Raw genomic sequence first — 23,177 nt, forward strand, 5'->3', positions numbered from 1 at the left:
ATTCAGGGATAAGGGATTGGGCCTGTGGCTGAGAATCGGTCAGTCTCTGACGCGATCGTTCGCTGCGCCTCTAGTAGTGACGGAGGCCACTAAGAGATCCTCGTGTTGCTAGGCTTTTGTCTACCACCCGATTTCCAACCTACAATAACACTCCCCCTCACATGGCACTAGGAGCCTCTTTTAGACAAATCATTCCGAGACACTTCCCAAAACATAATTTTACTGTTGGTTAGTGTGGGCGATGTTACAAACCAGAACTGAGGATATGGCGCTTCTTTCACTGATATACAGGTGATTTCGTGTAGTAGCCTCGACAAGGAAGATATTAGTCCCGTTTCTGAGATACGATTTGGATTACACGGGATTTCCAAGATGCTTGTAGTGGTTCTCCAAGCATCGCGCGTGGTGGCTACATCAGTTGCTATCTCTACTGATGAAATGATTTCTTCAGAATTATGTTGCGGCGATTGTGATCGATGGCGATTCCCAGCTAAACTCTTCATTTGAAGTGTGTTACGTGATTTCACTCACTACCGCGGTCCGAAATATATCGCTCTTTGCTTGCCTGGTGAATCGTTACGAGGATATTTTCTTCTTCAAAACGTGATGTTCGGCTGTGAGCCGAGGGTTTAAAAGTACACCCTTATTTCAATTCTGTGACTCTCAGATGAGTAGGGCTAAAGAGAACGAGTTGACTCTTCCGGATCTGCCGGAGAAGTTAGCCACACGAATTGAAGAACAGTCACGTGAATTAGAGAATGGTGATACGATTGTCGGGAACGGCGAGAGCCAACTCACCAGCGAACACCCTGTGAGTGTTGTTGAGTATTTTCTCTCTGTGAACGTCGATGACTGGGCAGACTGGACGTACAAAGACTACTCGTACGACTTGACGAGATTTCTGGAGTACTGCGAATACGTCGACATCGATGATCTCTCAGAGCTTTCGTCGCGTGATCTTGTCGGGTTCAAACAGTGGCGGAAGAAGGATGGGAACATCGGACTTGCAACCCTACATGGGCAACTGGCGAATATCCGTGTACTGATCAGATGGTGCGAACAGGTCGAGATTGTCGACGAAGGGGTAGCGGACAAGATAGAACTGCCAGATCTCGACCCGTCTGACATCGTCTCGTACACTCGGATTACATCAAAGCAGGCACAAGAGATTGTGGACTACTACGATCAATTCGAGTATGTTCCCCGAGAGTTTGCCGAGTTCGCGTTGATATGGGGGGTGTTATGCCGCCTCGGCGGCGTTCGATCCTTAGACCTTGAAAGCTACAACCGCGAAGAAGGTTATATCGAACTCGAACACAGACCCGACGAAGAGACTCCATTGAAGAACGGCGAAAGTGAGGTGGAGGGCGAAGGTGGCGAACGGAAAATCAATCTCCCAGACTGGCTCTGTGATATCCTGAACAGATATATCGACGGAACTGGAGATCCCGAACACCCGAAACGAATCGAGGTTGAAGACGAGTACGGTCGGAAGCCACTATTCACAACCAAGTATGGCCGAGTGTCGGAATCAACTCTCCGACGAGACCTGTACAGAGTCACCCAGCCGTGTCGGCGTGGGCAAGAGTGTCCACATGAGATGGATCCTGATGAGTGTGATGCTAGAACCAACAACAATCTCCTCAGTCGGTGCTTGTCTGCGGTGTCGCCTCATCCCGTTCGGCGAGGAGGTATCTGCCATCAGCTCAAGCAAGGCGTATCGAAGGATACTATCTGCGAACGCGCGGACGTGTCTCGAAAGGTGCTGAACAAGCACTACGACCTGCGCACGAAAGAAGAGGCGCGACAACAGCGCCGGAACGAGCTCCGGAAGCATTTAGAGGGGTACGAAGAACCAACCCACGAGACGCGAACTGGCATCCAAGAACAGATCCCACTTCTTGGCGACATTGTATCGGCGCAGGATAAGGTGAACACCGCCTTGAAGCACAACGCTGCGCGTGCTCAAGCGTGTAAAGCAGTAGCAGGGTACATCGTCTTCGTGGCGCTCATCAGTTTCAATTTCGGCCTCATGGGAATCGGGTTCGACCCAATCGCATGGGAGCTAGTTTTGAATCTGTGAATCGGTTTTGACGATCCAAGTTATCTCGTTGAATCACTTCATGAGTAACCAAATCAATCTTCATTAATTGAGGTCCTTCTTTATACACACTTTAGGGAGAAACACTTGGACACGATAGATGCAAACTGCCTGGTGAACGTCCTACCAGTTTCAGATGAGATCCGGCGAGTCGCGCTGAATATCGAACAGAACAGGTACTATACCCAGACGATGGAGGGGTGACAGAGTGCATCGGAAACGCCACAAGACAAATCAAACCGGGGGAACAGTACCAAAAAATCTCAACAAAGGTTGTTCATCTGATCGGAGGGATGACCCGTAAGGTCCCGGCCTAAAGGTCTCTCCCTATCCCGAGAATGATATGCCGAAGGTCATTCCACAGATTTGGCAGTCTTCGATAGCGCTCAGATCAAGTGTCAGTCAACATGAATGGGTAGAGTCTTGGATTGAGATTCACATCCTCTTCCTTTATCAGACCGGTAAAGCTCATTCCTGATCACGATCGGCTTCGTCGAGGACCTCGTTAACGATCGCTTCCGCGTCGTCGCGGCTGACCGCACGGTCCCTGAGCGCTTCCCGGATCGTGAACCGGAGGACGTCGTCGTTGCTGAGATCGCTCTCCGTCAGGGTGTCGCGGAGGCGGTGCGCGAACGCCTCTTCTTCCAGGTCGCCGCATTTCGCGTCGATCTCGGTCAGCAGGCCGTGGACGGCCCGGCCGTACGCTGTCAGGTCGTGGGAATCCTCCTCGAGGTAGTTGCCGTCTCGCCAGTCCGCGATCCAGTGCTGCACGCCACTCCGCGTCACATCGAGCTCTTCCACGATGGTGGCAATATCGTCACCCTGCGCTAACCGGTTGAACGCGACCAGCCGGTTCTCGCTGCTGAAATCGCCGAAGATTCCCCCGATCAAGCTCGGATGCTCCAGTCCAGATCCGTCCATATCAGATCAACACCGGAAGCTTTTGAAAAGGCAGTGAAACTAGATATCGAAATTCGAAATTCGATGTTCGATATCCGAATGTCAGTATTCGACATCTGATACTGGTTCCAAATTTAGAAATTATTAATAGCATGCAGTACGTAGGGATGGTAGGCCCATGGCACTGCTTTCCGACGAGAAACGCTGGACGGACAGTGATCACGGGATACCCGCCGTCACAAGCATTAACCAACCAATATACTGAATTATATCCTACCCCCAACAATTCTAAACTAACTCGGAAAACATTAGATGGTACATCTAAAATACTGCTCAGAACGGTATGTAGGGAACACTGACACCGTTCACTACTTAATTCGTACCTATAAAGTATGAATGCAATGGTCGGCACGAGTAACGATGTTTTGCTACGTCTGGAAGCACAGCCGATAGTTTCCCGGTGTTATACTAGGGAATATATTTTGAAGAGACAGTGACTACCCGTCCTTAGTCTTGTGCGAAAAGCTATACGCCAAATCTTATGTCCTACAGGGATATTCTATCTGTGTAATATGCTTGTGGGTTATACGTGGTCGGCTACGTTTCGTGTCTTTCACGCGCATTTCACTCCCTAATTGTTGGCCGGATAACCATCACCCGTCAAACACCTGACGCAGGAGTACATAAACAGTACCTAAGTTTGAGGCCAAGATGTCAGTTTCTTCTCTGAGGAAAAATCTCCCTACAAACCCTCTTCCACCGTGTTAGGTTAGTTTCAGATGCTCGCTCTCTGAATTCCACAGAAACTTTACACACCAGAATGCTTAACTTCTCTCGGCGAATTCTCCCGGATGTCGCTCTCGTTGTGAGGGCGGCAGGGGGACGTGACGTCCCCGAAAGCAAGTATCGCAGTCCACGGGTCCTCCTGGCAGAGTTCGCCCGTGGATGACGGCGGCGCCGAGGAAGCCCCGGCACCTTACGTTAGCCCTAGGCTTTCTCACCTTATCAAGGTTGCGCGTCGCTGCACCGTACGCACTAATCACCACGCTACACACATGGCGACTTCAGACGCGCACGACGACACGCATCGTACGATCACTACCCTCAAGTCACTCGACTCCGCTGCGGCAGTCAAGGCGTTCATTGAGGACCAGCGCGCCGACAAAGGGCTCAAATGGGTTCGTGTCGGCGATCAGAACGCCGTTGGCACCGTCGAGATGGGAGGTAACCCCCGGAACGCACTGATGGAACGCGTAACCAATATGGTCGACGCCATCACCGAACGCGAGGTCATCGAGCAGTACGGGGACCTCGACACCGCGAAGGAAAAACTCCCGGACAATCCGCGGGATGCCGTCTCCGAACTGCTCGGGCTGCCGGCCGACGGCTACGACGGTGTCGACCAGAGTACCGTCCGAGAACTCGCGGAACTTGCGGCCATCCGGCTGGCCGACGCTGATGCCGACAACGGGCTGACCATCGAACTGGAAGACCAGGGAATCGGACAGGCCCCCAACGACTTCCCGGACACGTTCCTGTCGCTGCACGGCGACAACAAGAACAGCTGGCCGTTCCTCATCGGGAAGTTCGGTCAGGGTGGCAGCAACTCGTTCCGATTCGCCGACTACACGATTATCATCTCTCGGTCCCACGAGGGCGGCCCGGTCGGCTGGACAATCGTCCGCGAGAACAAGGAACACGAGACGGAGGACGGCGACATCGTCCGGGCGTACGAATACGCGGTCCGTCCGGATGGGACCATCCCGCAGCTTCCAGTGTCCGCAGCAACCGAACTCGAGGGCGGCGGGTCAATCGTCCGGCTCGTCAACTACTACGCCGACGGCTTCACGGGACGCGGCGACGACAAACTCAAGCGGTCGAACGTCGCCGGTGTCACCAAGCACCTGCTGTTCGCGTCCGTCTACCCGATCCGGGTCGAGGACCACCGACAGGCCGAAGCCCCGCACGCCACTATCAAAGGCGGCCGGCATCTCCTGAACGACTCCAAATACGTCGACGAAGTCGATAACGATCTCCCGGACGCCGGCATGGCTCAGGGTCAGCGCACCCAGGGCGTGATGGACGTGACCACCGATTACGGCGACCTCGAGGTCCGCTGGTGGATCGTCGACCCGTCCCAGTCCGGCCAGGATGACAAGAAACGGGACGTCGTCGAGCGGTTTGTGGACCCGTCGCAGCCGATGGTCTTCACGCTGAGCGGCCAGGTGCACCACGAGGAAACCAAGCGCACGCTCGAGGGCAACAACCTCGGCTTCATCAAAGACCGTCTCATCGTCGAGGTGAACTTCGACAGCCTCGACAGTCACAAGCGGGAACTTGTGTTCTCGAGCACGCGCGACCGCGCGCTTGAAGGCGAGGAATACGACCATGTGAAACAGCGGCTCGTCGAGGCGTTCAAGACCGATGACCAGCTCGCGGCACTGAACGACTACTACCACGAGAAGGCTCGGTCCGGCGGTGAGTCCGCTGACGAGGCCAACGAAGATCTGGCCGATCTGATGTCGACGTTCGACATCGAGGCCGACGACATCCCCGGACTTGAGGTTCCCGGCGGCGACGGGACCCGCACCGACGGCGGTGACGGGGCCGGTGGCGACGGATCCGGTGGGGACCCGGGCTCCGGCGGTGGAGGCTACGTCCCCGACCCGGTCGACGACCTGAAGCCGGAACCGACCTGGCTCGAAATCGCCAACCCTGCTGCGGAACGCGGGGAAGCGATCACGGCCCGGCAAGGCGGCACGCTCTCGCTCCACGTCCGACTCGATGCCCAGGACCGGTTCGATGAACGCGACGACGTCACGTTCACGCCCGTGTTCACGGGCGCCACCAAGGACGCGTTCACGCAGAAGACCCGCCGTCGGCTGAAGAACGGGCACACCTACCTGGTGTTCGACATCACCGACGATATCGACATCGGCACGACCGGTGAAATATCGGTACGGCTGACCTGGAACGGCGGCGAGGACTCGCTGTCGAACACCGCTGCGGTCGAGATCGGGGAACCGATCGACCGGGATACTGGGACCAACCAAACGTCCGGCTCGGTGTCGCCGGAGATCATCCCCCATGAGAACAACGGTACCGACGTACCGTTCAGCTTCGGCGAGGCCAGCGTCGTCAACTACATCGAACGCGATGATGGACAACGCGACCAAGTTCATGTCGCACTCTTCAACGAGAACATCGCGCCGATCCTCGATAAGGTCACGCGCAGCGAGAATGTGCTGAACCGGTACACGCGGGAGTACATGGCGCACATCGCGTTCCTGGCGACGATGATGCAGCACCAGGACAAACTGGATGGGCTCGACGAAGAGCTCCGCAACCAGTACCTCAACCAGACCGCGCTTACTCTCATGCAAGCCATCGCGAAGAACGTCGACCCGACGGACCTCGCCTAACCACAGCACCAGCCGCAGCGGATCACCTGCGGCATCGGCGCTGACATCGTACTGCTCCCGAGTCGCTGTCAGGACAGTTGACGTCCTTTACCGCTGACGAGGGAGAAGAAACCACGAGGATTACGGTGAAACACACGGATCCATCGCCCCGGGAATAACAGGTATGGGAACATATTAACGGGTCCAACCCGATTTGAAGGCAAATGAGCGGGCCAGATACAGCTGCAGACGGTGAACACGGGTTGCGGCAGCTGCAGCTGCAGGAAGAATATCGACTGGGTGACGACCCACTGAACGAGTTCTATATCCCGGCACTGCGCCAGAGTACTCGATACGACCGGGCGGCCGGCTTTTTCGACAGCAAGTCGTTACAGTACGCCGCCCAGGGCATCGCTGGCCTGATCGCGAACGGCGGATCGATGCGGCTTATTACGAGCCCGAATCTCAAGCCAGCGGACATCGAGGCTCTCCAGGCAGCCGACAACCGGGAAGCCGAACAGTCTGTCCTTGCTGACCGGCTTGAGGCCACGCTCTTCGAAGGAGACTATCTGGAGTTCGTGAACACAGACCGGTTCCAATGCCTCGCGTGGATGGTAGAGCAGGACCTGCTGGATATCCGGATCGCGTATCTCCCCGAGGGCGACGAGGCAAATCCGTTCCGTCTCTACCATGAAAAGCTCGGCGTGATCCGGGACGATGCCGGGCACCGGGTAGCGTTCAGCGGTTCGATCAACGAAACCGCTGCCGGGTGGACGGACAACTACGAGTCGTTCGACGTATTCCGGAGCTGGCAGCCGGGCGAGGCCACACGTGTGGACAATAAGGAACAGGCGTTCGAGCAGCTATGGGACAATGATGATCCAATGGTGACAGTCCGCGAACTACCAGAGGCCATCGAGGCTGGACTGGAAGAGTGCAGTCCCGGTACGGTCGATGGTCTGCCAGCGCTCGAGATGTTTTTCAGTGAAGAAGGAGCCAACGGTAGTCGGACTATGAAAAATGAAGACGAAATCGAACTTTGGGATCACCAACAGGAAGCTATCCAGTGGTGGCGCAACCACGACTACCAGGGACTGTTCGCTATGGCAACCGGGTCTGGAAAGACGCTGACCGCGCTCCGTGCGGCCCGGCTCCAGGCGGACGTCCGGCTGACCGTGGTGGTAGTCCCATCCAAAGTCCTACTCCAACAGTGGAAGGAGGAGATCCAGTCCGTGTTCGGGTCCGACATCGATATCCAAGAGTGTAGCGGGGACACGGACTGGAAGGCGAACATGACATCGCTGGTCGACCCGTTCCGGGTCGGCTCATTGGACGCGGTCCACGACCTGCCCCGGTCCGTGGTCCTGACCACGCTGCACACGGCGTCAAGCGAGACGTTTCTGAACTACCTGAAGCACGTGCCGCCGGAACGGCTGCAACTCATCGTCGACGAGGTGCACCGCGCAGGAGCCCCAACCTTCCAGTCGATCTTCGACATCGATGCCGGCCGCCGAATCGGTTTGTCCGCGACACCGGACCGGCAGTGGGACGAGGAAGGGACGAACGCGATCTACAGCTACTTCGGGGGCCACGAGCCGTTCCGGTTTACGACGCAGGAGGCGATCGAGAATGGCTACCTGACGGAGTACGAGTATCATCCGATCATCTGTGAATTGACGCCGCAGGAATTCGAGGATTATGCGGAGCTGTCGGTGCAGATCGAGCGGCTGTCGGCGCAGATCAGTTCGAACGATCGGGTGGACGAGTCGGTTATCAACCAGCGGGATCACCTCCTCCGGGAACGTGCCGATATCAAGAAGACGGCAGCGCGGAAGCCGGACCGGTTCGAGGCGTTCCTGTCGACAGATCATCCGCGGCCGGCCCTGGTGTTCTGCGAGGACACCGAGCAAATCGAGGAATTGGAACACCAGCTGGAAGCCCATACAGACATCGATTACGGCGTATATATCTCCAACCGGGAGGAGGAACAGGCCGAGGCGTTCTACCGGTTTGAACACGATCTCCTCGACTATCTGCTGGCGATCAAGTGTCTCGACGAAGGCGTCGACGTCCCGGACTGTTCGACCGCCGTGATCATCGCGAGCTCCCGGAACAAGCGGGAGTTCATCCAGCGACGTGGACGTGTACTCCGCCAGACAGAGGCCGTGGACCGGGCGCAGATCTACGACATGCTCGTCCTCCCAGGGCTAGGCGCTCCGCCGGACGACGAGCGTGCCCGATCTCTGGTCAAGCAGGAACTCGAACGGGCAAAAATCCTGATGGAAGCAGCCGAGAACCAGGATTCGGTCGAGCAGCGTTTAGCAGAAGAGTTGGATACATATGGACGGAGTTTCAAACACCTAGCATACATCTAACATGCAAGATTCTGTTTCCAACGACGAACTGCGGACGCTTATCCAGGAAAAGGCTGAGGAACATAATCTACCGCCTGAACTTCTCCTCGAGATCTATGAGGCCGAGCGTGAGGTCGTGAACATGGACCGACGGGGATCAATTCTGAAAGATGTCAGGGCGTTACTGGAAGACGAAGTCGACAACTAACACCGCAGACCTATGGAAATCACTGAACTCACGATCGAAAACTTCCGGCCCTACTACGGCGAAGTAACGATCAAGCCGCGAACGGAGGCTGACCACCCACTAATCTTGATCCGTGGGAAGAACGACACGGGGAAAACATCGCTCTTTACCGCGATCCGGTTCTGTCTGTACGGAGCGGAAAACCGGGCCGAGTACACAGAGCACATCAACCGCACCGCTGCCGAGGAGTCAGGAGGAACCACCCGGGTTGAGATGACGTTCCTCCATGATGACGAGGTCTACACGATCGAACGCGGTATCAACTACAGCCAGGTCGATTCGGCCGATGACCGGCAGGCAGCGAACTGGTACCGGGAGGTCCGGGGACCGAACGGGGACATTGTTGAACAGGGAGCCAAAGAACAGGAGTACCGCCGGTTTATCAACCGGATTCTCCCGGAGAACGTCGCCCCGTTTTTCCTCTTCGACGCGGAGGAACTTCAGCGGTTCGAGGAGTCCCATGACGAGACGGTGCGTGAATCGATCGAGACCGTGCTCGGCATCCAGGAGATCGAGAACGCGGTCGACGATCTGAACGACCGGAAACGGAACTTCGACCGCGAGTACGCCGATTTTGAATCGACCGCAAGCGAGGTCGAAGCGTTACGGGAAGAACTTCGTGACGTGATGGACGAACTCGACGAGATTGGTGACGATACCGAAGGCGAGATCGCCGAGATCCAAGAGAAGATTGAGACGAAGAAAGCCAACCGCCGCGAGGTCCGCCAGGAACTGGATAAAATCCAAGACACGGAGCCACTTCGCCAGGAGAAACAAGACCTTCAAGAGGAGTTGCACGCTGCTGAAACCGACCTCCAGGAGACAATCGAGCAGCGGGACAAGCTCCGCCGGGAACTGGGCCCGATCATGGCTGCCCGTGGCCGACAGGTGTTCCGAGATAACTATGATATTGAAGGTGCCAGCGGGGAAGCCGAAGTCCTTCATCAGATCATTAACGATGATGATCGCGATACCTGTATCTGTGGGGAGCCGTTGACCGACGAGAAGCACCAGCAGCTCTCCGAGCGGTATGTGAAACTTCATTCACCACAACGCCGCCGCCTGACAGCCCTCATGGAAATTTGTCAAAACGTCGATACTGTTGTCTCCTCCGAACTGGATCGGTATCAGCAGTACCAGGCGACGATCCGCCGTCTTCGCCAAAACATTGAAGATACGCAGGCGGAGATCGAGGAGATCCAGTCCCAGATCGATGAGATCGAGCAAGCGGCGAAGGCTGGCCTGAAAGAGAAAGAAACGCAACTGAACAACGAAATCCAAGAACTCGAAGGGACGCTAAACAAGAAGCGCGAGCGGAAGGGCGAACTCACCAGTGAGAAACAACGACTGGAGACCCGGATCGCCGGGATGGAAGAGGCTGACAGCGAAGCGGAACGATACCGGGAACTATCCACCCTGGCCGAGCGCTGTGAACAAGCGTTCGAAGACATCAAAGAGGAGTTGGTCGAAAGCCGCCGAAAGTCCGTCGAGGACCACGCAACAGAGACGTTCCTCAAACTAACAAACCGGCCGGACTACTACCAAGGAATAGAGATCACGGAAAACTATGAACTGCAGGTCAAGACGCCGAACGCCACCCGGAGCTTAGAAGAGCAGGACCCGAGTGCCGGCCAGACACAGATTATTGCGTACTCGTTCATCGCCGGCCTCAGCAAGTACACGACGCGGAACGCCCCTGTCGTGATCGATACACCGATCGGCCGGCTGGATCCGGAGCACAAGGCCAACCTCGTTGACTTCTACCACGAGTTCAGTGATCAGGTCATCATCCTCTACCAGCCGAACGAACTCTCTACAGATGATATCGGGGAGATGGCCGAGTTCATCGCCGACCACTACGAGATCACGATCCGGGATGACGATCTCAGCTCGTCGACGATCAAGGAACTCCCGGATGTCATGGAGGCCGCCGCGGAGGTGGAATCATGACGCGCATGATCAAAACCGGCAAGCAACACATCTACATCCGGTACGTTGAACGAGCAGAAGCATCCCGTGGCGATGAGGATGCAGATGATGAAGCCGACGAGGAAGACACGGGTAGTGACGGAGAACCCAGCGCAAGTGATAACTACTTCTTCAAATACCAGTACGAACTGTTCAGCTTCGGAGCTATCCTCGGCTTCCTCCACGACGAAAAGGTCGATGCCGATGCTGCCTACGGCCAGGACATCCGCCGGGTCGAGGACATCAGCGACGACAACAAGCATCGCCAGACCATCGATTTCATCACGAAGGTCGTCCAGCTCGAGGAAGGAATGGAAGAGGACGACGCCTGGGAGGAAGTACTCCGGTACGCGGATGCCGGTGTCGCACGGTTCGATGAGGAAACAGATGACGACCTCGACTTCGTGCGGTTTGTTGAAGATGCGTCCGAGGACCTGTGGCGGGAGCGGTTCACGGACGCCATCGGAACACCGGGCGACGTCGGTACCCTCTAACTCCGGCAGTACGTTCGCTTACACCGGAAACTCCTAATGGAGGAGACTGGCATTGGCCGCCACCTGTGATTGCTATGCTCGTGCAGTGCCAGTGACCCAAATGGACTCCGTTTCAACCGCTATTTGACCAAAACCCGCTGCAGATAGCATTTGTCGTATCTCGTCGGCGTCGTAATACTCGAAATAGCGGTCGTCCACAGGATCTGTGTCTGCTGGAGCGCGCTTCGCTGACAGGAAGATAACCCCTGTGTCACAAAGGATGCGCTGGAATTCTTGGAGAGTCGGGATCGCATCTGACCGGGGAATATGGAGGAACGAGGCAGAACTCCAAACCCCGTCGAACGAGGCATCCTGAAACGGGATCTGCCGCATATCGCCTTGGACCACCGCTGATTCTGATGTATTCCTGTCTACGACTTGGAGAAACGCCGATACTACGTCAAGGCCGACTACTTCATACCCTCGGGACGTAAACGTTGCAAGGTCTGACCCGGGGCCACAGCCAATGTCTAAAATACGCTTACCGTCCAGCGCCTCACAGAATTCCGTGCCATAGCGGTCAGCCGTTGATACGGAAAGATATTTTTCCACAAATCTGTGGGTGTTCGTCCCGTAGACAGTACGCGTTCGAGAAACGGCATCCATATTCTCACAGCCAAGGCCCTTCTACAGCTGTCGTGAGATGCCGAGAAACGAGCCTTCTCGGGGAGACACCTTCCAGCGTGGTCACAGCTGGACGCGGCGTTTCTTTGGGACGATGTCCGCGATGGTGTCGGCCACGTAGTCAATCTCGTCCGCGGTTGTGTCCTTCCCGAGACCGAAGCGGACTGCGGATTCCAATCGTTCTTCGTCGTCCGTGATTGCTTCTAACACGTGGGACGTTTCGACCGTGGTAGTTCCTCCGTCTTCTGCGGTGGAACACGCTGCACCCGCCGCGGCGATGATCCCGTGCTGGTTTAACTCACGTGTCAACAGATAGTTGCTGACACCACGGAAACTCACGTTCAAGTTGTGCGGCAGCCGGTGGTCAGGATGCCCGTTCAATGCCAGGTCATCAAGCCGGTCGGTTAGCTGGTCCCAAAGCCGGTCGCGAAGGGTTTCCACGTGGGCAACCCGGTCGTCCTGGTTAGATACGGCCAGGTCCACGGCTTTCCCGAGGCCGACGATCCCGGGGACGTTGAGCGTACCGGACCGCAGCCCGCTCTGGTGGCCGCCGCCACGGATGAGCGGGGTGATATCGTTTTTCGGGTGCGGGCGGCGAACATACAGTGCCCCGACACCTTTCGGGCCGTAGATCTTGTGCCCGGAGATCGACATAAGATCGATCCCGAGGTCCTCAACATCGAGTTCAAGATAGCCGAGAGCTTGGACCGCGTCAGTATGGAAATAGATATCGTGTTCGTCAGCGATCTCCCCGATCTCCGCCAGCGGTGCCACGGTGCCGATCTCGTTGTTCGCAGCCATGATCGAGATCAGCAAGGTCTCCTCTTGGACCGCTGCGCGTACGTCGTCCGGGTCAACCCGGCCGTGTTCGTCGACCGGGAGATAGGTGATATCAACTCCGTCCGCTTCGAATACCTCACAGGGCTCGAGTACAGCTTCGTGTTCCGTGACCGCGGTGATGATATGTGGGGTTTCCCCTTGCTGCAATGCGTGCTCGACCGGGCCGCGGATGGCAAGATTGTCCGACTCCGTCGCCCCACTGGTGAAGATAATGTTCTTTGTACTCGGGGCACCGATGGCGTCCGCAACCTGGGTGGCGGCGGTTTCGACGCCGGTCTTCGCATCGCGGCCGGCCTGATGGGTGTCGTTCGCCGGGTTGCCGTAATGCTCCGTGTGGTATGGCTGCATCGCCTCGAGCACTTGTTGGTCGACCGGGGTAGACGCGTGGTGATCGAGATAGATGGGTGTCGGAACGTTCTCACTCATGGTATCATCTCTGTTCTATTCATCGGGCTTTAACTCACCGGGAATGACCTCGTAGAAGTCTGCGAGGCTGTCTATTCGGCCATTCAGGGTTTTGATGCCGCGGTTTGTGTGGGCGACGAAGTGCTCATACAGCTCCTCGTCAGGGTCCCGGCCCTCATTGATCAGCCGCTGCCGGACCATCGCGATATACAATGGATCGTGCTCACCGAGCAGGGTGTATCGGTTGATCGCTTTCCCGTCGGTATCGTACTCCTCCGGGTTTGGAGGGCGTGGCTCGCTCAGTGAATAACAGAGGCCGGCCCGTGCCAGGTAGTTCGGTGTGAGCCCGGTTGTGGACTGCAGGTACTGGAGATAGTTTGTTACACCTTTGTCGAGTTTCACACGATTGAAGTCAGCGCCTTTACTCATTGTTGAATCCCTCTAACTGGATCTGGTGGTCGGTATCGATTTCGATATCGTCGTTCCGGAGTACGTCATCGGGGCCGTCGGACCAGAAGTATCCTGGTTCAACATGTGTCTGCCCCATCTCTTCATCGTAGGTCAGGTGGTACTCGGCGGCGATATCCTCTTCCAAGATTTCGTAGAACTCCTGCGTGATCTCGGTGTCGGTGGAGAAGAGCAGGACCTGGTGTGAGGCGTCCGGGAAGAAGTTCCGCACGAGGTTTTCCCGATGCTCTTGGTCGAGGCGGCCGAGCGGGGTGTCGATCATGAACGGGAGTGGCCGGTCGGAGATATCGGCCAGTGCCCACAGCATGGCCGTGGCAAAGATCTGGCGTTCCCCCGCGGACAGTTGGGACTGGTTTTTGGACTCGCCACCGACCGTTTTGATCTGGATCGTGGTCTCGTCAGGGTCGATTTCAACCTGGTCGTAAAACTGGCTCTTGTTCGACAGGGCGAGGTAGTGGTCGGTTAGAACGGATTCCAGCCGTTTGAGCTTCTGCTGTGCCAGTTTGTCCTGGTAGTCCTGCACGGCGCTCCGGACGTCCTGGGCGAGGTCAGCGCGGTCGGAGACATCGTCAAGGTCCTCGTACCGTTCGATCTTGTTCTCCCGTTCCTGTTCCAGTCGACCGATGTAGTTCTCGAGTTCTTCTAGCCGGTTCTCGAGCTGCTCGATCTCAGTTGTGAGTTCGCCGCGTTCCTCAGTGAGGTCGTTGATTTCTTTGATGAGCGGGGAGAGCACGGACTGTTCCGGTGTCCGGCTCAGTTTGTCTTCGATGTCCTGCCGCTCTCGGGTGGCGCGTTCGAGTTCGTCCGTGATCGATCTGAGTTCATCCGGCACTTCCGATAGTGCCCGGTCGGCGACCGTATACATTTCCTGGCGTTGGCGTTCCGAGAACTCGCGGGCAAGCCGGATTTCGTCCGGAAGGTCATCGGCCAGTCGATCGAACAGTTCGGACTGAAGCGTCTGGACGATATCCTTCGACTTGTCGACGGAGACATCGAGACCGTCCCAGACCTCGTCCTCGTCCGCGAGCTCGTCCAATTCGGTCACTACTCGGTTTTGTGCGGCGATCTCGGCCGTAGCTTCTGACTCCATTTCAAGCCGGTCAACGACCTGGTTACAGAGGTCGGGTGCCAGAGCGAACGGATAGCTCCCCCGGACGTGGTCCCGAATGTCTTCTTCCAGGGATTCGATCGTGGCGTTCAGTTCGGCACGGCGTTCCTTGTGCTTGTCCCGTTTTTTGGCGAACCCACCGCCTTCCTGCGATAGTTCTGTCTCTTTCTGCTCGATTTCGGCTTCAATCTCTTCGAGTCGTGCGGTCTTTTCCGCGAGGTGTTCCTCGACCTCTGTCTGCTCGTTTCGGTATTCCTCGATGTCCTGATCAAGCTCTTCAATTTTCTCCACGATTTCTTCGTGGCCGCTTTCATCGAGCTTGTTGGTCTGGTAGATCTGGAGGTCGGTGTCAAGTCGATCGACAAGATCGAGCCCGAGGAGGGAGTACAGGGAGTCCTGAAAGTCGTCGCCGTTTTCGATGGCGGTGGCGAGCTGCTGGATTTTCTCTCCGTCGAAGAAGAAGAGTTCGGACATGCCCGGGGGGATAAGTTCCTTGAGGAAGTCCTCCCACTGGTCTTCTTCCAGGTCCGAGAGCTGGCTGCCGTTCCGTTTAATGGTTAGATCCTCAACGATGCTCTTGCCGCGGTCGCGCCATTTCCGGGTGACGGTGTAGTGGTCGGTAGACCCGAAGTTCCCGTACTCGAATTCGACGGTGATTTCGGCCTCTGTTGCCTGATGCCCGTTCGATTCATGCAGATAGTCTTGCAGGTGTTTCTCGTATTCACTGCGGCTCGTCCGACTACCAAAGGCGCTCTGTCCGTGGAGACAAAGCTGGACGGCTGTGAAGAACGAGGTTTTCCCCGCACCGTTCTTGCCGCCGAAGAGCACGATCGGCTGGTCGTCGGTCGTCTGCAGGTTGAACGGGTTTTCGCCGCCGTAGGGTCCGTAGTTAGAGATTAGGACACGTGTGAGTTTCATGCGAGATCCTCGTATTCAAGGTCATATTCCCACCGTTCCGGCTCTTCACCGTCGATCTCGGCTGCGACCTCCTGGATCGAGCGCCAGTCTTCGCGGAAGATCTTATCGATCTTGTCGTAGATGGCCGCCCGGCGTTTCATGCCGTGGTGCTGCAGTTCCGTGTCAAGTAGCCGTTTGATGAGTTTCGGTGGGATATCGTGGGCCTCACATACGTCTTCTAACACGGCTGCTTCCTCTTCTGTAAACGTCCCCAGATCATCTTTAGTCCATTCCAGTTCATCGTCCATGACCTCGTTGTAGATCCGGGGCACAGAATCCTCCCAGTCCGCTTCTTCCTGCCGCCACAGCCGGCGGATCTCCCGGAGCTCCTCTTCCTGAATGAGCTCCAAGTAGTCCATCTCGTCGCCGCGAAGTTCGTTCACCTGCTTCTGCGTCTCCAACAGTTTCCGGAGGAGATGCTTCCGGAACTCAAGCTTGTAGGCCCGCGGGATCACACCGGTCCCGCCGTTGTTCTTTTCCCGGATATAGCCGTGCTTTCGGCCCTTCATCTCGCGGTACATCGGCTTCTTGTCCGGGTCCTGAGTTTCCTTTAGGAGGTTCCGGTAGTCGAGCAACGGCTTCATCCAGTCTTCACCGCCATCAACCATGTTCTCCATCGCTTTGTCCTCACTGACGACGGTACACGTCCAGCAGCCGAACCGGCTATTTCCGCAGGACGGCGTGTTCGTGTCGATCACCATGGGACACTCGTCGTCAGCCTCTTGGTACAGTGCGGCCAGATCCCGGTTGTTCTTCCCCCAGGGACACTCGTTCTGGAGTAGATAGGTCCAGACGTCGTCTACCAGCCAGTCCTCGATCGGTGTGTAGACGTAGGCGCTAGCGAACTTCGAATGCCGGGATAGGTTGCTGCCTTCGATGCTGTGCAGGTTCATGACCTGTTCACGGGTTGCGCTCTCCGCCTTGCGGGCACCAAGCACCACGATCACTTCCCCGTGGTCGGAAACCTTGTCCCGGATAAACTGGTCCGCTGGATCAATTTTTAGCCGGTCCGTGCACCAGCGGAAGTTCTGGTTCGGGGCCGGGTAGCCACGGCCAAGGAGATTCACCCAGAACGAGTCGCTGACATCAGGATAGACCTTTTGTGCCTCGAACGGGAGATCCTCTTTCTCTGCATACTCGTTAATATTCTCGAGGGTGGATGTAATATGGTTGACAATCTTCGGGGTCTCAACAAGCGTATCGCTCGAGATCACATAGATCGGGTTTGTCTGTTTCTCATCCGGCAGATCCTTGACTGCATACCAGATCAGCTGGAGCACCGTGGTAGAGTCCTTGCCACCGCTATAACCAATCACCCAGGGCCGGTCGTCAGCAATATAGGTCTCCTGAATCTCCTTTTGAATATCCTGAAGGCCTCGATATTCAAAAACGGACGTCTTCCCGTCCGATGATTCGACATCGTCTGCTTTGCCGCTACTCGATGCCATTCTTATACCGTCCATTACATCGGACCTCCCATAAGACTTGGCTAATCAGAGTGAAAGTAAAACCACCGACTATATCGTAGTGCGGGCTGTAACCGGCCTGAGACGCCGTCTCACGCTTGATATGGTTATGGCGAGACTGAAAGACGATCCGAGGAAAAAACCGCTGTCAGGCCGCTTTTTATGGCTTCACTCGCCATCCGCAGATTCGAAATCAACGATGAAGGCCGCCCCGTTCTCCACTCGGAACAGAACACCCCGCTGATTGCCCTCAGGATCTGAGGCGGGGTAGAGCTGCTCCCCGGTGTCGAGCGTGAGCACGGGCGGCCGGTAATCGGACGGATCCGTCCATCCACGATATTCTATTGCCGCCCGAGATAGCGGGGACAGTTCCCGGATACGCGAGCCACTAATATCTTCCCAGGCGTCGACGCCTTTCTCGAAGAACACTCCCGGCGAATTCCCTTCCATATCGCTGGCGGGGATAAGCAGTGAGCCGTCACCGAGTTCAAGAACGATCGATGCGTCGTAAACATCGACGGTCCACGCTAATTCATCGGGAGTATCGGCGGCCAGGCGGCGCACGTCCGTGATGACCTGGCCTTCGATATCGCTCATACCACGTCTGTCGAAGACACTGCGGATAAACATTGCTTCGCATCCGAACTTCGGTTTGACTGTCTCTTCGTTTGGATTATCGGTCCTGAATTTAGCCTCCTAAATTGCTCAGAAGACAAATCAACCTCGTCTAAGCCTAATCACCTGAGAACTGGCTTTGGAGACTTAAGTCTATCTTCTGGCAAAGTCGTTCCATTGACTCACTTCATGAGTAACTGAATCAACCTTCATTCCCTGAGACCCTTCTTCAGACACACCTTGACGAGGAACACCTGAACACTACAGCTGCGAACTGAACGGAGGGCCAATCTCAGTTCAGGATACAATAGAAGACAGTTTAGCAGAGTTGAATATGGTATGACACCTGCGTTTTATGGTACACGATACCAATCCAACTCCCAATGAGTCCGCTTGAAGTTGATCCACTGGATGCGAGGGTTCTTGAGCGTAACTATGATTACGCGCAGAAGAACGTACGACTTCTCGCCATGTGGTATGAATGTGATATTGAGCGCATGCTTGAACTGCTGGCTGAGCACGATATTGACCTCTCGAGGAACGATAGGCTACAGTTTAGGGAGGGGTATCAATCGACGCGACAGGGCTTATACGGATAATATTGTCCAGTAGAAATGAAGGGGGTGGGGGCGTGGGACAGGTTCTGAACCACCAAGCCCTTCACTGCCAATATTCGCATTGTGTTCTGGGTTAGTCCTGTATGAAGCGATAGGTGAGTTACCTTTACTTACCGCTGAAAGCGGCTAGATTATCACTTCCATGAGAGCTCATCGAGCGCGTCGCACACGCGTGGTTGGGGGACATCAGCGCCGTCGGAGAATTCCTGAGCGGTAGAGATACCGCACTGTAAGAGGTTCACGTACGCATGGGCCTCGTATTTTGATAACCCGAGATCCTTGAGATACATCGACGGGTCTGTTTCCAGACGGTATGAGTACTTGACCGTAGTTGATGTATTTTTCCTAACTCATACATAAGGAGTGTATATTTAGATATTAGAATATATCCACACCATGAATGGCCAGACCGGGTCTGAATAGGTTCTGTTATTCACAATACTATGGTCGCCCACTTACTACTGACCAGTTGTGACCAGCGTATAACTCACGTCCGTCGATATATGTGGGTGGATATGACGTCATATTCAGATAAAAAGGCGCATTAGAAAACTATGATTGGCAAATCACTCCGGGAACACGATGTATGTTCATCAAATTGGTGCCGATACGTATCGTTCGCTGATCCGACTCCTCGGGCGTCACGTTGTTGGACGGTACGTGACGATGTAGCCTCGTCAGCCGGACTACAGTCCGCGAGGCAGCTCCGTCTGACCGGCTCGTGCCGGGTGAGTCAATGTTAGATATTCCCCTGCAGACCGATCCGGAGATCGTTGCAGAAGGGGTCAACCTCGTGTGGGTCCTCGTCGCGGCCTTCCTCGTGTTCTTCATGCACGCGGGCTTCGGCATGCTCGAATCCGGCCAGGTCCGCTCGAAGAACGTCGCCAACCAACTGACGAAGAACGTGCTCACGTGGGGCGTCGGCGTTATTTCCTACTTCGTCATCGGCGCCGGTGTCTCGGCGGCCGTCGCCGGACTCACGACTGGCGGAGGCATAGACGGCGCGTTCAGCTACATTAACGGTGGGTCGACGGTCTGGGCAAACTGGCTGTTCGGCGCGGCATTCTCGATGGTGGCCGCGTCTATTGTTTCGGGCGCCGTCGCTGAGCGGGCGCAACTCGGCGGCTATCTCGTGTTCACGGTGTTCGTCGGGGCGCTGATCTACCCCGTCGCGACGGGTCTGACTTGGGGCGGCGGGTTCCTGGCGGAGCTCGGATTTCAGGATTTCGCCGGCGCGGCGATCGTCCACATGACCGGCGGCTTCTGCGGTCTCACCGCCGCATACGTCATCGGACCGCGGATCGACAAGTACAACGATGACGGGACCGCAAACGTCATTCCCGGCCACTCCCTCCCGTACGCGGTTCTCGGTACGCTCATCCTCGCGTTCGGGTGGTACGGCTTCAACGTCGGGACCGCGGTAGAGGTCTTCCAGGTCTCCGACGGCGGCGAACTAGCGCTCGGAGACTACGCATACGTGGGTCGGGTCGCACTCAACACGGCGCTGGTGATGGGTGCCGGCAGTATCGGCGCCGCTGCCGTCGGCTACGCCCGTCACGGGAAGGTCGACACGCTCATGACTGCCAACGGGCTCCTCGCGGGTCTCGTTAGCGTCTGTGCTATCGCAGCGGTGGCGAGCTGGACCGGAACGCTCGTGGTCGGCGTCATCGCCGGTATCCAGGTCCCGCTGGTATTCGAGCTGCTCGAGCGCGTTGGTATTGACGACGTCTGTGCGGTCTTCCCGGTTCACGGCTCCGCTGGCATCCTCAGCGCCCTCGCCGTCCCCTTCGTCGACACGACCTCGGCGTTCTCGCTCTCGCAACTCGCCGCCCAGATCGCCGGCGTCGTCGTTCTCGCGGTCTGGGCAGTCGGGATCACGCTCGTCATCTACGGGATCCTGAAGGCCCTCGGTTGGGCTCGCGTCCCCCGCGAGGAGGAGGTCGAGGGACTGGACGCCTCGGAGCACGGCGTCGAAACCTACCCCGAGTTCGGGTCGAACTTCGTCGACGATGTCACCGGTGCCGGTCGCGTTCCGGACAGTACCGACGGGACGCCCGGAACCGGCGGTGAGGTGACCGGCGATGACTGATATCGAATTGATCATCGGCTACATTCGACCCGACAAGCTGGGCGCAGTCAAACGGGCGCTCGCCGAGGTCGGTGCGCCCTCGCTGACGGTCACCAACGTCTCGGGTCGCGGCTCCCAACCCGTGAAAAAGAGCCAGTGGCGCGGCGAGGAGTACACGGTCGATCTACACCAGAAGGTCAAAGTCGAGTGCGTTGTGGCGGACATTCCTGCCGACGACGTCGTCGACGCCATCGCCGACGCCGAGAAGACCGGCGAACCGGGCGACGGCAAGATCTTCGTGGTGCCCGTCGAGGAAGCCCATCAGATCCGGACCGGTGCCAGCGGAATCGACGCGGTCTAACTCGAGCGGGGACAGGCCCGCCGGTCGACTGGTCAATGCAGGCCAACGTACCGGCGGCGGACGCGCCTCGTCCGGCGCCTCGTATTTGACGCGGGGGTCGACGGTTTGCGGTCGCGACGATCGTCGAGACGTAATCGATCACTGACGTCCCCTCTACAGCTCGGTATCGTCGCTCTCACTGCGATACAATAGCGGCTCATTTTGCGTGCTCTCCTGTGACCGCTTACTACGAGCGAATGGTAAACAATCGGCATCACGAAACCAGTTAAAGAGTAGACCGTCGGCTCGTTCACTCGACGACCGTCAGGTGATCGAGCCAGAGCAAACTATGGACTCAGAACAAACGATACGAGCAGTAACGCTCGAGACGGCAACGTCGATTATCGAGGCAGCCGAACAGCGCGCAGACGAAATAGCGAATCCCATGGTCATCACGGTCGTCAACCCTGAAGGGAACCTCATCGCGCAACATCGAATGGACGACGCGTGGCTCGCGTCGGTCGATATCTCACGAAACAAGGCGTTCACTGCAGCCTCGCTGAAAATGCCGACACACGAGTTAGCTGATCCGACTCGGCCGGGCGAATCACTGTACGGACTCCAGAACACCAACGAAGGTCGAATGGTTATCTTCGGCGGTGGCTATCCGCTCGAGCGAGACGGTGAGGTCGTCGGGGCAATCGGTGTCAGTGGCGGTGCCGTTGAGCAGGATCGAGATGTCGCCGAAGCCGGCGTCCGCGAGTTCGAGGACCTCACGTCGTAGCGCGCTGATTGGGCCTCGAAAATCGGGGAGCATTAGGCGACGTCGTCTCCCGTTTGTGCGGCCCCGGCAGGCCGGTAACTCGCTTTCCGTCCGTTCTTCCAGAGGAGATCGAACAGCTGTGATTGCGTCTTGTATAGCGTATCGCTCGTGGTCGAGATACCGACGTAGCCGTCGGTATCGCTGGCGGCGAACGCAACTAGCACGTGGCCGTTATCGTAGAGGTAGATCCGACCCTCGATGGTTTCGACCCGTCGGATGTCCATGATCTCTTCGGCGCGATCGTAGATCGAACCGGACACCGTTCCGTCGTCCGAGATGACCGCCTGAATCGATACTCCCTCCTCGGCCTTCTGTGCCAGGTCCTCCACGTGATGGTTGAGAATTCGTTCGAAGCTGATGGGCGTCGTTATCATTCTGATCTCCGACGTCGCCGTGGTCGTGAGCTCGCAGAGTTTCTCGAGGATACGGTGGCGATCGGAGTACGTCCAGCAGATTTCCGAACGTTCCGCCGGTCGCGTTCTGTCCTCAAGGGTGTCCGTGAGTTGCTCGCCGAGTCGCTCTACTCGAGACAACTCTTCGTCGTACTGGCGCTGTTTGAACTCGCAGAAGTGCTCGATCGCGGCATCGGGGTCGACCGGTCCGAACTTTTTCGGCCGACCCGGCTGGACGTTGACGAAGCCTTTCTGTGCGAGTTCGTCGAGCGCATCGTACACTCGCGGTTGGGGAACGTCGGCGCCGTCGGAGACCTCTTGTGCAGTCGAGATACCGCGTTGCAAGAGACACGCGTATGCGTGTGCCTCGTATTCTGATAATCCGAGCTCCTTGAGGTACATCGACGTCTTGTTCTCCATACGAGTACGTCGATCTCGTCCATGACTTGAATTATTTTCCCTTTAGCTCACGAAACATATGCTAGATGGTTGTAATATGAATTCAGAACCTACGTATGTTTTGTAATACGGTTCATGGGTTGACAATCGTCTCGTAGTCATGCAGGGCTTTTTTACCGAGAACTTTTGGTCTGCGTCCGTCCTATAACTTATTCTATCTGTACTGCGATGCGTCCACTCTGTATCGATCGATCACGTCAACGAGGTCGGGGAAGAGGGGAGGCTCATCGATCCGCCGACGGAGTCCGGCGTAGCGCAGGTAGGAGACGATTGACCTGTTTCTATCGGTCGCACGGACGTCCTGGCTCTCATCGGGGCATTGGACCTCGAACCGCCGTGATCGACGACAGCGGCGACTGTTCGCCACTGCGAGGCTGGCCCCGTAACTATCGCCGATCGTTTACTACAACCGAGTTGTAAACAACCTCCAATATAAAATCGCCCAGATAGGTATTCGTCGGCTCGTTCAATCACTGAATGTGCAGTGTCGG

At 56.6% G+C, this 23,177-nt stretch carries 17 protein-coding genes and 1 pseudogene; 9 read left to right on the top strand and 9 right to left on the bottom strand.

The genetic code is table 11. The features are described from left to right. Window positions 1–667 precede the first annotated feature (667 nt). Complete coding sequence (locus J0X25_RS28000) at window positions 668–2,083, top strand: tyrosine-type recombinase/integrase (RefSeq protein WP_207290809.1); 1,416 nt, start codon at window positions 668–670, stop codon at window positions 2,081–2,083. A gap of 486 nt (window positions 2,084–2,569) precedes the next feature. Here the strand turns inward: J0X25_RS28000 and J0X25_RS28005 are convergent, their stop codons facing one another. Continuing rightward, entirely contained in the window at window positions 2,570–3,022 is a 453-nt protein-coding gene (locus J0X25_RS28005) for a hypothetical protein (RefSeq protein WP_207290810.1), read from the bottom strand. Window positions 3,023–3,942: 920 nt separating this feature from the next. Here J0X25_RS28005 and J0X25_RS28010 point away from each other — a divergent pair. The 5 genes from J0X25_RS28010 to J0X25_RS28030 all read left to right on the top strand — a co-directional run bounded on the left by J0X25_RS28010 (window position 3,943) and on the right by J0X25_RS28030 (window position 11,465). Further along, on the top strand, window positions 3,943–6,423 hold the full coding sequence (locus J0X25_RS28010) for a hypothetical protein (RefSeq protein ID WP_207290811.1): 2,481 nt from the start codon (window positions 3,943–3,945) through the stop codon (window positions 6,421–6,423). 203 nt (window positions 6,424–6,626) lie between these two features. Then, window positions 6,627–8,777 (top strand): DEAD/DEAH box helicase family protein, encoded by a 2,151-nt coding sequence (locus J0X25_RS28015; RefSeq protein WP_207290812.1) that lies wholly within the window; start codon window positions 6,627–6,629, stop codon window positions 8,775–8,777. 1 nt (window position 8,778) lies between these two features. Further along, entirely contained in the window at window positions 8,779–8,964 is a 186-nt protein-coding gene (locus J0X25_RS28020) for a DNA modification system-associated small protein (protein WP_207290813.1), read from the top strand. Window positions 8,965–8,976: 12 nt separating this feature from the next. Then, entirely contained in the window at window positions 8,977–10,953 is a 1,977-nt protein-coding gene (locus tag J0X25_RS28025; protein WP_207290814.1) for an AAA family ATPase, read from the top strand. 5 nt (window positions 10,954–10,958) lie between these two features. Further along, window positions 10,959–11,465: a hypothetical protein gene (locus J0X25_RS28030; protein ID WP_226777002.1), complete on the top strand. Its 507-nt coding sequence runs from the start codon at window positions 10,959–10,961 to the stop codon at window positions 11,463–11,465. Window positions 11,466–11,537: 72 nt separating this feature from the next. On the opposite strand, the gene J0X25_RS28035 is transcribed toward J0X25_RS28030, so the two are convergent. From J0X25_RS28035 to J0X25_RS28060, 6 genes are all read right to left on the bottom strand, one after another. Beyond that, the gene (locus tag J0X25_RS28035; RefSeq protein ID WP_207290816.1) at window positions 11,538–12,110 is read right to left on the bottom strand and encodes a class I SAM-dependent methyltransferase; all 573 of its coding nucleotides are present in this window, start codon (window positions 12,108–12,110) and stop codon (window positions 11,538–11,540) included. 81 nt (window positions 12,111–12,191) lie between these two features. Beyond that, window positions 12,192–13,394 (bottom strand): cysteine desulfurase family protein, encoded by a 1,203-nt coding sequence (locus J0X25_RS28040; RefSeq protein WP_207290817.1) that lies wholly within the window; start codon window positions 13,392–13,394, stop codon window positions 12,192–12,194. Window positions 13,395–13,409: 15 nt separating this feature from the next. Further along, on the bottom strand, window positions 13,410–13,802 hold the full coding sequence (dndE, locus tag J0X25_RS28045; protein WP_207290818.1) for a DNA sulfur modification protein DndE: 393 nt from the start codon (window positions 13,800–13,802) through the stop codon (window positions 13,410–13,412). Further along, window positions 13,795–15,867: a DNA sulfur modification protein DndD gene (gene dndD / locus J0X25_RS28050; protein WP_207290819.1), complete on the bottom strand. Its 2,073-nt coding sequence runs from the start codon at window positions 15,865–15,867 to the stop codon at window positions 13,795–13,797. Before dndD ends, dndE begins: the two co-directional genes overlap by 8 nt. Further along, entirely contained in the window at window positions 15,864–17,354 is a 1,491-nt protein-coding gene (gene dndC / locus J0X25_RS28055) for a DNA phosphorothioation system sulfurtransferase DndC (RefSeq protein WP_207290880.1), read from the bottom strand. The genes dndD and dndC overlap by 4 nt, the downstream gene beginning before the upstream one ends. Window positions 17,355–17,540: 186 nt before the next feature. Next, on the bottom strand, window positions 17,541–17,969 hold the full coding sequence (locus J0X25_RS28060) for a hypothetical protein (protein ID WP_207290820.1): 429 nt from the start codon (window positions 17,967–17,969) through the stop codon (window positions 17,541–17,543). Between the two features lie 401 nt (window positions 17,970–18,370). Here J0X25_RS28060 and J0X25_RS28065 point away from each other — a divergent pair, with 401 nt between their 5' ends. Next, a complete protein-coding gene (locus J0X25_RS28065) occupies window positions 18,371–18,586 on the top strand; it encodes a hypothetical protein (protein WP_207290821.1) in 216 nt (71 codons plus the stop codon). Between the two features lie 152 nt (window positions 18,587–18,738). On the opposite strand, the gene J0X25_RS40010 is transcribed toward J0X25_RS28065, so the two are convergent. After that, window positions 18,739–18,894, bottom strand: a complete 156-nt coding sequence (locus J0X25_RS40010; RefSeq protein ID WP_207290822.1) for a helix-turn-helix domain-containing protein — start codon at window positions 18,892–18,894, stop codon at window positions 18,739–18,741. Between the two features lie 446 nt (window positions 18,895–19,340). Here J0X25_RS40010 and J0X25_RS28075 point away from each other — a divergent pair. Together J0X25_RS28075 and J0X25_RS28080 are read left to right on the top strand one after the other, a co-directional pair. Beyond that, window positions 19,341–21,033 (top strand): annotated as a pseudogene (locus J0X25_RS28075) (ammonium transporter). A gap of 328 nt (window positions 21,034–21,361) precedes the next feature. Next, the gene (locus J0X25_RS28080) at window positions 21,362–21,796 is read left to right on the top strand and encodes a GlcG/HbpS family heme-binding protein (protein ID WP_207290881.1); all 435 of its coding nucleotides are present in this window, start codon (window positions 21,362–21,364) and stop codon (window positions 21,794–21,796) included. A 32-nt stretch (window positions 21,797–21,828) separates the two neighbouring features. On the opposite strand, the gene J0X25_RS28085 is transcribed toward J0X25_RS28080, so the two are convergent. Further along, the gene (locus tag J0X25_RS28085; RefSeq protein WP_207290823.1) at window positions 21,829–22,647 is read right to left on the bottom strand and encodes a TrmB family transcriptional regulator; all 819 of its coding nucleotides are present in this window, start codon (window positions 22,645–22,647) and stop codon (window positions 21,829–21,831) included. Window positions 22,648–23,177: the final 530 nt, after the last annotated feature.

The organism is Haloterrigena alkaliphila, from assembly GCF_017352155.2.
In the GTDB taxonomy this organism is placed as follows: Archaea; Halobacteriota; Halobacteria; order Halobacteriales; family Natrialbaceae; genus Haloterrigena; species Haloterrigena alkaliphila.